The 13235-nt window shown below is 52.3% G+C and carries 8 protein-coding genes and 1 pseudogene; all 9 read right to left on the bottom strand.

What is annotated here, in order from left to right; translation table 11 throughout:
* Nucleotides 1-490: 490 nt before the first annotated feature.
* Nucleotides 491-619 (bottom strand): annotated as a pseudogene (locus HZA73_10005) (prepilin-type N-terminal cleavage/methylation domain-containing protein).
* Nucleotides 620-1417: 798 nt separating this feature from the next.
* A complete protein-coding gene (locus tag HZA73_10010) occupies nt 1418-2143 on the bottom strand; it encodes a glycosyltransferase family 2 protein (GenBank protein ID MBI5806366.1) in 726 nt (241 codons plus the stop codon).
* Nucleotides 2144-2216: 73 nt separating this feature from the next.
* A complete protein-coding gene (locus HZA73_10015; protein ID MBI5806367.1) occupies nt 2217-4388 on the bottom strand; it encodes a sigma 54-interacting transcriptional regulator in 2172 nt (723 codons plus the stop codon).
* 190 nt (nt 4389-4578) lie between these two features.
* Entirely contained in the window at nt 4579-5793 is a 1215-nt protein-coding gene (locus tag HZA73_10020) for a type II secretion system F family protein (protein ID MBI5806368.1), read from the bottom strand.
* Between the two features lie 52 nt (nt 5794-5845).
* Nucleotides 5846-6919, bottom strand: a complete 1074-nt coding sequence (locus tag HZA73_10025; protein ID MBI5806369.1) for a type IV pilus twitching motility protein PilT — start codon at nt 6917-6919, stop codon at nt 5846-5848.
* A 196-nt stretch (nt 6920-7115) separates the two neighbouring features.
* The gene (pilB, locus tag HZA73_10030) at nt 7116-8876 is read right to left on the bottom strand and encodes a type IV-A pilus assembly ATPase PilB (protein ID MBI5806370.1); all 1761 of its coding nucleotides are present in this window, start codon (nt 8874-8876) and stop codon (nt 7116-7118) included.
* A 52-nt stretch (nt 8877-8928) separates the two neighbouring features.
* Nucleotides 8929-10650, bottom strand: a complete 1722-nt coding sequence (gene tadA / locus HZA73_10035; GenBank protein ID MBI5806371.1) for a Flp pilus assembly complex ATPase component TadA — start codon at nt 10648-10650, stop codon at nt 8929-8931.
* A gap of 128 nt (nt 10651-10778) precedes the next feature.
* Nucleotides 10779-12473 (bottom strand): type IV-A pilus assembly ATPase PilB, encoded by a 1695-nt coding sequence (gene pilB, locus HZA73_10040; protein ID MBI5806372.1) that lies wholly within the window; start codon nt 12471-12473, stop codon nt 10779-10781.
* Between the two features lie 326 nt (nt 12474-12799).
* Nucleotides 12800-13234, bottom strand: a complete 435-nt coding sequence (locus HZA73_10045) for a ComEA family DNA-binding protein (GenBank protein MBI5806373.1) — start codon at nt 13232-13234, stop codon at nt 12800-12802.
* Nucleotide 13235 lies beyond the last annotated feature (1 nt).

The following is a 13235-nucleotide window of genomic DNA, read 5'->3' on the forward strand; positions in this document are numbered from 1 at the left end:
TTTACATTAAATGTCTTGCAATATGCAATGGTGTTACACTACTGCTATGCTTTCAGTTTGCAGAACCACCACTGAAAGATTGGGTTATTACTGCAATTTTTCCAAAACCGCTTATCATATATCCTCTGGCAACGGGACTTATCCCTCCGTTCAGGTTGCCGTTCAAGTCATAACTTGTGTAAAATACATCTCCACTTATTTCTGTTACCGGTGGCCCGCCAGGAAGATTGTCTAATGCGTTCGATGCAGGATTAAAGGGATTTACATAACCAAAATGCGGGCTTATCAAAGCGTTAGCAGGGAATGGCGGCTTTCTGGCTCCTTCGGCAATAGAAGATTCAATATCAATATCAACAACATCCGAGATTTTAGTATCAAGGTTATCCGGGTAAAGCCCGTCAGACCTGGCCGCAAAATCCTCCACCACCAATTGCAGAGTATGCATGTTGGACTTGGTGGAGGCCTCCAACGCCCGGCTACGCATGTTTATATAATTGGGAACCGCAATGGCCGCAAGTATTCCTATGATCACTACCACTATCATCAACTCAATAAGGGTAAAGCCCCTGGTGCCTGATTTTTTGATCTTTTCCTGCAATGAACCCAGTTCCTTCAGCATTTCCTGCTCGGTCTTTTTCTCCTGCTTTAATTTTACGGAAATGGATGCCACTTCGGCCAGTATGGCGTCCATCCTGCTCCTCTCGTGCTCCATCTGCAATTTTACTTTTTCCACCATTCCGTTGAACTGATCAGCCAGGTGGTGATGCTCGTCTCCCTTACGAAATTTCATAGGTTGCTTGGGCCAGTTTCCTTCGCTTAATCCTCGTAGACCGTTATTCAATCTAACCAAAGGTCCCGCTATCTTGTGAGAGATGAAAAGCCCTAACCATATTATCAGTGCTACGGCTAGGGGAATGGTTACAAATAGAATTTTATGGACTCGGTCAAAAACCTGAATAATGGAAAGACTTCCCGAGGCATAAGCTGAAGAAGTCAGTTCATTCCAAATCACAAAATAGATTATACCACCCACCAGCAAGATGCCTAATAAGGCTACAGCTAAGATCCTGATCACTATTCTATACTGCAGATCCTTGTGGGGCAGGATGTTTGACCTTCGGTTTGAACCCATGTTGAACTCCTTGTTGTATTTTAAGCATATTACTGCAATATATATGCCTGACAGGTTTTGCTCCGGTAATTACTAATGAAAGGAGGTAATACCCGACACGGTTCGGCAGTCTCACCACTGGTAAAGCCATTGCTTCGCCAAGCTCAGCACAAGTATGGCCTTGTTACCTTTGATGGATGTCTTTAACCCAGCCCTTAAGGGCTGGGTTAAAGACAGATACTGTTCCCAGTCATAGGTCGTTCACAGCCTTTACTTTAGTCTACTTCCGCAATATATGCCAGGCAATTAGTATTGTCTGAAGCCGTTGAACAAAAAGCGCACGGCCTGCCAAATAGTGGCTACTCCGTATTGTAAACTGCGGACAAAGTTGATGCTGGAGGCTTCCTTAAAATAGCGCACCGGCACCGAGATCTCCCCTATGCGGTAATCTTTTTGGACAGCCGCAAAAAGCATCTGGGTATCAAACACGAAGTCATCAGAGAATTTATTGAAATCTATGTTCTCCAGCACTTCTCTCCGGTAGGCCCTCATCCCGGTGTGCCACTCGGAAAGGTTCTGCCCGCTGACCAGGTTCTGGAAAAAAGTCAGCGCCCGGTTAGAAACATACTTGTAAAGAGGCATTCCCCCGGCCAGGGCCTCGCGCCGGGAGCGGATCCGGGTGCCCAGCATCAGGTCAAAATATCCGGCTGAGATCAATTCCACAAAATATTTGATGATCTTGGGGTCGTACTGGTAATCCGGGTGCAGCATCACTACTATTGAAGCCCCGGCCTCCAGGGCCAGCTTATAGCAGGTCTTCTGGTTTCCGCCATAGCCTGTGTTTTGGGAATGCCGGTGGACGGTCAAACCTAGTTTTTTGGCCAGCTGTACCGTGCCATCGCTGCTGTGGTCATCCACCAGTATCATTTGGTCCACAAAATCCCCGGGAACCTCTTTCACCGTCCGCTCCAAGGTCTTTTCAGCAAAATAGGCCGGAAAGACCACTACCACTTTGTTTTTTATATCAGGCATTCTTTTCGATTTGCATATTATTTTCGTGAAAGGCCTTTCATAGCCCCGACCTTAAGGTTGGGGCTATGTATCATTACCCCTTTATCCCGTACAGCTTCAGCTTACGGTAAAGTGTGGCGTAATGGATGCCCAGTTTCTTGGCTGCATGGGTCTTGTTTCCCCCGCAGCTTTGGATCATGCTCAAGATTATCTGTTTTTCCTCGTCCTTCAGCGAACTGGAGGTTTTAGTTTGAAATTGCTGTATCTGCCCAGAATCGGGAATAACATTGGTTGATTTTTTAAAAAGGTCGGATGGCAGGTGGTTCTTTTCTATAGACGGTCCCTTGCTTAGGACCACCGCCCTCTCCATTACATTCTCCAATTCCCGGACATTCCCCGGCCAACGGTAGCCCAATAAGAATTCCCGGGCTTCCGGTGACAGTATTTTGGAGGACTTGCCCTGGCGGCGGCAGTATTTATTCAGAAAATAATCGGCCAGCATTAAAATGTCTTGGCCCCTCTGCCGCAAAGGCGGCAGTTCCAGCTGGATGACATTTAGCCGGTAAAAAAGGTCCCGGCGGAATTTTCCGTCTTCCACTGCCTTGTAAAGATCGACATTGGTGGCAGATATCAGACGGACATCAACTTTGATAGGCTTGGAGCCACCCACCGGCACCACTTCGCGCTCCTGTAACACCCGCAGCAGTTTTACCTGAATGGCGGGAGAGGTTTCGGAAACCTCGTCCAGAAAGAAGGTGCCACCCTCGGCCGCCTGAAACAGGCCAGGTTTGTCGCGAAAGGCTCCGGTAAAAGAACCCTTGACATGCCCAAACAACTCGGATTCCAGCAAGGTCTCCGGCAGTGCCGCACAATTGATCGACACGAATGAGGAGGCACTGCGGGGACTGAGCCGGTGAAGTTCCCTGGCTATCAGCTCCTTTCCGGTGCCGGATTCGCCAAGGATCAAAACGGTGCTCTGGCTGGGGGCCACCTGCTGGACCAATCTCAAAATATCCAGAAAATTATTACTCTGCCCGATAATAGCGCCTTCCTGACTGCTTATTTCATCTGGGCCGGGCAGGTTTTCCGGGTTTTCGATCCTGGCAAAGCGGATGAAATCGGCCATAGTCTTTTTTATGGCCTCGGCCTTCTGTTTTATGGTCTCGGCGGCCTGACCGTGCTCCGGACTGTCCATCAAAATGGCAGCTTCCCGGTTTATCTGCTCGATGGCCGGCTGGATCACCTGCAGCAGGGTTTGGGATAATTCCCTGACATTTTCCAAGCGCTCCATTTCCTGAAGTCTGGTCTCGATCTTTTTGGCCTCCGTCAGATCCTGAAAGATTGCAATGATACCCTGCAGCCGGCCGTCACCATAGCGGATGGCATTGGTGCTGATGCCCAGGGGGATCTCCCGGCCGTCTTTTACTGTCAGAACCACCTCGTTACGGATGATCCGCCCAGGATCGCCGGAAAGACTTTGATGCAGGATCGCCGAAAGCGGCGATAATCCCTCACCCAGAAGGGTCTGATGACTGGCGCCGGTCACCAGGGCCGGATCAAGTCCCAATATCTGGGCGCCCGCCCGGTTGCAGAATTTGATCTGCCCCTGGGTGTTCAGGGTCAGCAGTCCGCTGCCCATTTTTTCCAGGATATCCCCGGTGGAAAGCCTGAGTTCTTCCCAGGCCTGGTTGGCCGCTTCCAGCAGCTTTCCCTTGGCCTGCAGGCGTTCGGCCAGAAGCCCAGCAAAGGCCGCCACCAGATAAAAACATATGGCATAGATATATCCCCTAAACAAAAAATCGGCGCTGAAGGCCGATATAAAATCAATCTTATCTGCAATTACGGCCGCTTTCCGGAAGGTCTGAAACTCCAGCGCCAGTATTCCGGCGTAAGCTAGACCAGAGATGGTTGCGGTAAATATCGCTCCCTTGACCAGCCGGGTATTGGCGGCGGCTATGATTGCCAAAAAAAACAGCAGGGAAAACGGATTTTCGGCTCCCCCGGTAATCCTTATGAACAGAAATATCCATGCTACGTTAAGCACCATCTGGCCGTAATCCCATCCCCAGTTGATAAGCTTGATATGGCCCAACCTGAGCAGCGTAGAAAACAGGCAGAAGGCCAAGCCGGCCCATACCGCCAGGCCTAAATTCAAAGGAAGTGCCCCCAGACGGTTAAGGGCCATGGCGCTTCCAGTCATTATGACGACCAACAGGATCCGGCCAAATGTTATGGCCGGATCGTTTTTAAATATTGTTTTTATCATGCAGTTGTTATTTTTTACTGCTGCGTTAAATGACTACTCTATTCCCGTCATTCTGAGCACGACTGAAAGCCGGTCTGACTAAGAGTTTTGTCAATGGCACCAGGGTAAATTCTTCGGGTGATAGTTAAACAGCATTTCTCGCAAAGGCGGAACGCCCGCATCATCCTGATAAAGGAATATTCCTTAACAGTTACTTCCCCCCCATCATAGCCGAAGTCATAGTGAAGATGGGAAGGTACATAGCCACTACCATTCCGCCGATGCCCAGACCCAGCACCACCATGATGATGGGCTCCATGGCCGCAGTCAGACCCTCCACCGCGCCGTCCACCTCTTCATCGTAGAAATCGGCTATCTTGTTCAACATCTCGTCCAGACCGCCGGTAGCCTCGCCCACCGCCACCATCTGAACCACCATTGGAGGACATATCTTCATGGTCTTTAACGGTCCGGAGATGGTCTCGCCGCCGCCGATCGATTTGCGGGCGAACATGATGGCGTCCGACACTACCCGGTTGCCGGCGGTCTTGGCCGTTATCTCCAGGGCATCCATAATGGCTACGCCCGAGGAAAGCAGTGTCCCCAAAGTGCGGGCAAATCTGGCTATGGCCGATTTCTGCTGAAGATCCCCCAGGACTGGGAGTTTCAGCATCAATGAATCCAAATATAGCTGGCCCTTATCGGTTTTGTACCATCTCTTGATACCCACCACCGCGCCTACCACCACTACAATAATGGCAATGATCCATTTTTGCAAGAATTTTGAAAGCGCTACCACAAACAAAGTCGGACCCGGCAGCTTGGCGCCCATCCCGGCAAACATCTTCTCGAAGATGGGAATGACAAAGATCAGAAGGATGGCGGCGGCGCCGATACAAACCGATATCAGGATAACAGGCATGATCATGGATCGTTTTACCTTGCCGACCAAAGCTTCGTTCTTTTCCAGATATATGGCCAGCCGGTTAAGGATGTTGTCCAAGATACCGCCGGCCTCACCGGCCGCCGCCATGTTGATGTACAACTCACTGAAAGTTGTTTTTTGCCGCTTCATGGCTTCGGCCAGAGTGGATCCGCCTTCAACGTCGGTCTTGATCTGTTCAATGACCTTGCGCATGGTGGGATTGTCGTTCTGCGATCCCAGAATTTCCAGACACTGTACCAAGGGAAGTCCGGCATTGATCATGGTGGCGAACTGCCGGGTGAAGATGGAGAGATCCTTGCCGCTGACCTTGGCCGCCCCGAAGCTTAGCTTCATAAGATCTTTGGGTTTGTTCCTCACCGACGAGACTATGATATTGCGTTTCCTTAACGCCTCAATTACCGCTGCCTCGTTCTCGGCGGTCAGTTCTCCCGAGACGATCCCTGATTTGGAATCCCGGCCCTTCCATATATATATTGGCATGGGAACGCTCCTTTTTTTGGTTTAATTTTACATTATTATATTTTGGTAAAACTCAGACGGGTAGAGCCTGACGGCGTTTTATCATCTGGTCCAGTTCTTCGCTGTTGGGAGTATAATCGAAAATAGTGTCCATACTGACCTTCTTATCCATGAATAATTGGAACAGAGCCTGGTTCATGGTCTGCATTCCGTACTTGGAACCTGCCTGGATCAAGGAATATATCTGGTGGACCTTGTCGTCCCGGATCATGGCCTTGATGGCCGGAGTGCAGACCATCACCTCCAACGCCATCACCCGGCCGCCCTTGGTCAAAGGCAGCAGCTGCTGGGTCATCACCCCCTCCAGCACGAAGGCCAGCTGGGCCCGCACCTGGGGCTGTTGGTAAGCCGGAAAAGCATCAATGATGCGGTGAATGGATTCGGCCGCCGAATTAGTGTGCAGAGTGGCAAAGGTCAAGTGTCCGGTCTCGGCGATGCGAAGGGCCGACTCAAATGTCACTAGGTCGCGCATTTCTCCCACCAGCACCACATCGGGATCCTGTCGCAGCACGTATTTCAAGGCATTTTCGAAGCTCTTGGTGTCGGCCTCCAACTGGCGTTGGTTAACCACTGATTTCTTATGGCTGTGCATGTACTCAATTGGATCCTCCACCGTCAGGATGTGGGCCCGGCGCTCGGTGTTCACCTTGTCCAGCATGGTGGCCAAAGTGGTGGATTTGCCCGATCCGGTAGGCCCGGTCACCAATACCAGCCCCCTGGGCTTGGAGGCCAGTTCGGCAGCCACCGGAGGAAGTCCCAGATCCTGGAAGGTGCGTATCTCCCAGGGAATAGTCCTTAAAGCCATGGCCACGCATCCCCGCTGCAGAAAGATATTTCCCCGGAACCGGGACAGGCCCTGAACGCCGAATGAAAGATCCAGTTCCTGCTCCATCTCAAATCTTTTCTTCTGGCGGTCGTTGAGGATGCTGTAGGCTAAAGACTGGGTCATATCAGGGGTAAGTTTGTCATGAGTGCTTTGCATCAATTCGCCGTCGATCCGGAAGACCGGCGGCACCCCGGCGGTAATATGAAGATCGCTGGATTTCTTCTGGATCATTTCCTCCAGCAGTTGCTGTAAGGTGATCATCTTATGCCCTGTCTATGTTTATTGATAATGAGTTGATTTCTTTGCCTGTTTAGCAGCATGTGCCATAAGTTTTCTATAATCGGCCGCATAAATTGCAAAATGAATTGAATCGAATGGGCACAATTACAATTACGATTTCCAGTTTATTATTACCGCCTTTATATCATTTGGACATTATACTAAATCATTGCTGGTTTTATCCTTCGGCAGTTTCCCGGATCATCTCTTCCACCGTGGTCATACCCTGTTTGACCTTGCCCCAGGCGTCCATTCTCAGGGTCAGCATTCCTTCTTTAACTGCTGTGGCCCTGATGGTGGTTACCGGCTCCCGCCTTAATATCTGAGCCCGCAAGGTCCGGGATATGGGCATGACCTCATAAAGGCCCACCCGTCCCTTATATCCTGTGTTATTGCATACCGCACAGCCCTTTCCCTTGTAAAAAGTCACACCTTTGAGTTCCTCCGGAGCGATGCCCAGATCGGTCAGCACCTTGGGATTGTATTCATGGGTGTCCTTGCAGGCTTTGCATATCCGGCGCACCAACCGCTGGGCCTGGATTAGCACCGTGGACGAGGCCACCAGGAACGGATCCACTCCCATGTCCACCAAACGGCTGATAGTGGATGGAGCGTCGTTAGTGTGCAGGGTGGATAGCACCAGATGCCCGGTCAGGGCCGCCCGGATGGCGATGGAAGCGGTGGGGCCGTCCCGGATCTCCCCCAGCATGATGATATTAGGAGCCTGCCGGAGCATGGAGCGCAGAGCCAGCCCGAAGGTGAAACCGATGCCGGCCTCGGCCTGAATCTGGTTTACGCCTTTCAGATTATATTCTATGGGATCCTCAACCGTCATGATGTGCCGGTCCGGGGTGTTCAGCTGAGAAAGAGCAGAATATAGGGTGGTGGTCTTGCCCGATCCGGTGGGCCCGGTGATCAGCACAATGCCGTATGGAGCGTGGATGGATTTCATGAAATTGCGCAGGGCATCCTCGGTGAACCCGAAGTTGGCCAGATCCAGGGTCAGGGAGGACGAGTCCAGGATACGCATCACCACTTTTTCCCCAAACAACACCGGCAGAGTGGAAACCCGGAGGTCGATTTTCTTGTCCAGCACTTTGATGGCGATGCGTCCGTCCTGGGGCTTGCGCCGCTCGGTCACGTCCAGCTTGGACATGATCTTCAAGCGGGAGACCAGCGGGGATTTCATCTTCATGGGCGGCTCCATCAGGGTCACCAGTACGCCGTCCTGCCGCAGCCGGATCCGGAACACCTTTTCATAAGGCTCAACGTGGATGTCCGAAGCTCCCCGGCGCACCGCCTCGGTCAGAATATAATTGGCCATCTTGACCACTGGGGTTGACTGTCCGGCCTGCTGGGCCGAAATATCGTCCTCTTCTTCCAGACCTTCATCCACCATCTCCACGTTCCCAAAGTCACCATCCAAGGTCTCTTCGTGCTCCGGCAATTTTTCTATGTCATCGGATTTGGTCTGGGCCAGATCGCCTCCCTCAGCAATGACCTGCAGGTCCCGTCCCAAAGGATAGTGCTGTTCCAATAATTTTTTAACCGCGCTGTAAGCGGCCACCACCGGCTTGACCTCCTGGCCGGTCAAAAATTTTATATCTTCCAGAGCATAAAAATCGGAAGGATCTATCATGGCCAGAGTCAGCGAACGGCCCAGTTTCTTGATCGGGATCACCATGAATTTGTTGGCAATGTCGGGCCGGATCATTTTTATCACCGCCGGCTCCACCTGAAAGTTAGAAAGATCCAGCGAAGGAACATTGAACTGCCGGGAAACGAACTGCAGCATTACGTTCTCGGTCACTACACCCAGCCGGATCAGGGTAGCCACCAGCGGCTCGCTGGTGGTGCGCTGCTCGGTTGCGGCTTTGTCATACTGAGCCTGGGTTATCAGGCCCATTTTTAATAGCATTTCGCCTATGTTTTGCGCCATTTTATTTTTCTTGTATTGTTGATTGATTATTCCGCCGTAACTCTTCCCGGGATTAGTCGGCAGCCACGGTTTCCTTCATTACCTCGTCGATGGTCGTCATCCCGTTCATCATCTTGGTGATGCCGTCCATTCTCAGGGTAGGCATGCCCTCCTCTATGGCCTTGGCCTCTATCTCGGCGCTAGTGGCCCGGCGCATGATCAATTCACGGATGGCCGGGGTGATGGGCAGTATCTCTGCCAGGGCCAACCGGCCCTTGTAGCCGGAGTTCCGGCACTCGGAACAGCCCCGGCCCTTGACGAAATTGGCTTTGGAAAAGTCAATCTTGGAATGAGCGAATTCCTCAAGCAACCTTTGATCGGGCTGATACGGCTCTTTGCAATTCTGGCAGACCTTGCGCACCAGCCGCTGGGACTCCACCACCAGCAGCGAGGATGATATCATGAAGGGCTCCACCCCCATGTCCACCAGACGGGTGATGGTCAGACAGGCACTATTGGTGTGAACGGTGGAAAGCACCATATGCCCTGTCAGAGATGCCCTGATGGCTATCTCGGCTGTCTCCTTGTCCCGGATCTCACCCACCATGATGATGTTGGGATCCTGCCGCAAAAAAGCCTTCAGGGCGGCGGCAAAGGTGGTGCCTCCGTCCTCGTGCACCGCCACCTGGTTGATGCCCATCAGGCTGTATTCCACCGGTTCCTCGGCCGTCATGATGTTGACATCGGGCTTGTTGACCTCCTGCAAGGCCCCGTAGAGGGTGGTGGTCTTGCCGCAGCCGGTGGGACCGGTAACCAAGGCGATCCCGAACGGGGTGTGGACCGCCTTTAAAAGATGTTTCAGGGGCCCGGGCTCAAATCCCAACAGGTTCAAATCAAAGGTAACGGTGCTCCGGTCCAGAATACGCATGGCCACCTTTTCCCCGAAGGCCGAAGGGATGATGGATACCCGAAGATCAATGGGCCGGTCCATGACATTAAGCCGGAGACGGCCGTCCTGGGGCATCCGCTTCTCCTCCACCTTAAGTTTGGAGATGATCTTGATCCTGGCCACCAGCGATGATTTCATCTTAAGTGGCGGCTGCATCACTTCGTGCAGCACACCATCCACTGACATCCTCACCCGCATGTCCTTTTCGTAAGGCTCCAGGTGAATGTCGGTGGCGTGGCGCTTGACGCCTTCGGCGATCAGGGCATTGATCAGTTTGGCGGCCGGGGAATTTTCGATGGCCGCCGTCATCTCGGACATGGCGTCGCCCCCGTCGTCCTTCTCCTCCTCCAGCACCTCCAGGCCGCCCTCTTCGCCCTCGGTCGTCTCTTCCATGGATTGCATCACTTCCTCCAGCATCCCGGAGGCGCCGTAATTCTTGTCGATGGCGGTCCAGATGGCAGATTCCAGAGCCAAGGCCGGATGGACCTCGAACCCGGTGGAGAACTTTATCTCCTCCATGGCGTGAAAATTGGTGGGTTCTATCATGGCCACAGTCAAGACCCGCCCCAGCCGGTTAAGCGGTAACACCCCGTATTTTTGGGCCAGTTTGGCCGGGATCAGGCCTAGGATGGCCTTGTCAAAATTATAATCGTTGAGGTTCACCGCCGGCACATTGAACTGCTTGGACAAGAACTGTAATATCTCATCCTCAGTGATGTAACCAAGCTTGGCCAGCACCGACCCCAGCTTGCTTCCGGTGGACTGCTGTTCTTTTAAAGCCTTATCCAGCTGCTCCGCGCTGATCATCCCGGACTTTAAAAGCATGTCGCCGATTTTTAACGCCATATTTCCTGATATCCTGATATTATAGTGTTGACCGTCTTTTGAAAGAAACCATACCTGTCCGAAAAATCATGCCAATGTTCAAAGCTTCCTACACGAAAGCGCCGCTTCTTGCATCCCGCCATTAATGATCAATCGGCCACTGTTTTGGCGATCACAGTTTCCAGCGTGGTTATTCCTTTCCTGACCTTGTTAAAACCGTCCTGACGCAGCAGCTGCATCCCCTCCTTGACGGCCATATCCCTGATCTCATCGGTGGAGGCCCGGCTCAAGATCAGCTTGCGGATGGCCGGACTGATCACCAATATCTCGTATAGTCCTATCCGTCCCTTGAACCCTGTGCGGTTGCAGTCCATGCAGCCAGCACCCTTGTAGAAGGTAACCCCTTCGAACTCGGCCGGGTCTGCCCCCAGTTTGGTTATCAGTTCCGGCGTAATGCTGGGATCCGGCTGTTTGCAGTTTGGACAGATGGTCCGCACCAGCCGTTGAGCCTCGATGACATTGACGGTGGCGGCGATCAGGAAGGGCGGGATCTCCATGTCCAGAAGACGGTTCAGACTGCTGGGGGCGTCATTGGTGTGCAGGGTGGAAAGCACCAAATGCCCGGTCATAGCCGCGGTCATGGCAATTTCGCCGGTCTCCCGGTCCCGGGTCTCCCCCACCAGGATGATGTTGGGGTCCTGGCGCAGAAAGGCCTTTAAAGCCACGGCAAAAGTATACCCGATCTCGGGGTGGATGTTCACCTGATTGATGCCCATGATGTCGAATTCCACCGGGTCCTCGGCGGTGCTGATGTTGACCTTGGGGGTATTGAGCCGGTTGATCAGCGAATAAAGGGTCATGGTCTTTCCCGAACCGGTGGGCCCGGTGATCAGGATCATCCCATTGGGCTTGGAAGAGGCGGCCAAAAAATTCTCCATCGGTTTACCCTCCAGCCCCAGTTTAGTCAGATCGGAGGAAAGGCCTGACTGGCGAAGGATCCGGATACATATCTTCTCGCCGTGTTTAATGGGCATGGTGGAGACGCGAAAATCCACGTTCTGGTCGCCGGCCTTCACCGAGAACCTACCGTCCTGTGGCAGGCGGCGCTCGGTCAGGTTCAGCCGGGAAAGCACCTTGATGCGGCTGGCCACCGCGGCCGCAATCCGCTTGGGCGGAGACATGGCTTCCTGCAGCACCCCGTCAATGCGGAAGCGTACCCTTAAAACCTTTTCGTAAGGTTCGATGTGGATGTCCGAGACCCCTCGCTTGACTGCATCAAAGACCATCTGGTTGACCAGTTTGACCACCGGGGCCGCTTCCATGTCGGCCTGGGTGACCACATCCTCCTGTTCCTTGTCCACAAATTCCACCTGGCCTTCCTCTTCCTGAACCGCCTTCATGGCTTCGTTAAGTCCGGCAGAGCCGGCGTAAAGCTTTTCCAGGGCCCGGGCAATGGCGGTGTCGGCGCAGACCAGCGGTTTTACCTCCATCCCGGTCAAAAACTGGATATTCTCCAATGTGAAGACGTCGGCCGGATTGGACATGGCCACCTGCAGGGTCCTGCCCTGTCGGGCCACCGGGATCACCTGGCACTTCTGGGCTACATCGGCCGGGATCAGCTTCAGCACCAGGGGATCGATCTCTTTGTTGGAAAGATTGATGGTAGGCACATTGAACTGCTTGCCAAGAAAGTCGGTGGTGGCTTCCTCGGTAATGAATTTCATTTTTATCAGGCAGGCCCCCAGTTTGTCACCGCTGCTCTTTTGCTCCACCAGGGCCTTCTCCAGCTGTTCCTTGGTGATCAGCCCGGCCTGCAGCAACATGTCTCCCAGTTTAAGTGCCATAAACTATTTCACCTCCGTCATTATTACAAGGGGAATTTTAATGTGCCAATTGGCCCGCTGATCACCATGTTCACTTTGAACTTCATGATATATGTTGAATGGCCAGGAGAAAAACAAAGACGCACTTTACAAACCCAGCAACAATTTACTATACCATAGACGACAAGGGGTTGTCAAGCAATACCAATTATTTAATATAACATAATTAAAACCGGAAATAAAGGGTTTTTTGCAATAATTTTCAAGTATTTTGGCCAATAAAAATACCGGCCTGTAGCAGCCGGTAAATTAAAGATGTTTGGGACCAAAATAAATCCCCGCTCTCACTATTCCACCGTTACATGTTCCATCAGTTGGCTCAGCCGCTTTGGGCCAATGCCTTTTACGTTTCCCAATTCATCCGCCTTTTTAAATCCCCCTTTGGCGGCCCTGTAGTCAATGATCCTTTGGGCCATGGCCGGTCCGACATTTGGAAGTTTTTCCAGAGCCTGCTGTGATGCTTGATTGATATTCACCTTTTGTGCCGGAAAATATTTCCGGCTTTGCCTGTACGATGTTTCCACATCGCCGGTGGCTGAACCGGATGAAAGTCCTTGGGCCGAACCGCTGTCAACTGGCGCCGGCAGGTTGGCAATAATGCTTTTCAATCCGGGGGCAAAACCGGGATGGCTTTTCTTGTAGACCAGGATGGCTGTGCCGGTCACAAAAGCTGCTATCAGGAAGATCACGGCCTTTTTTTCGTCAGGAGTGAATCCGAACATA

Source organism: candidate division TA06 bacterium, from assembly GCA_016235665.1.
GTDB lineage: Bacteria > Edwardsbacteria > AC1 > AC1 > EtOH8 > UBA5202.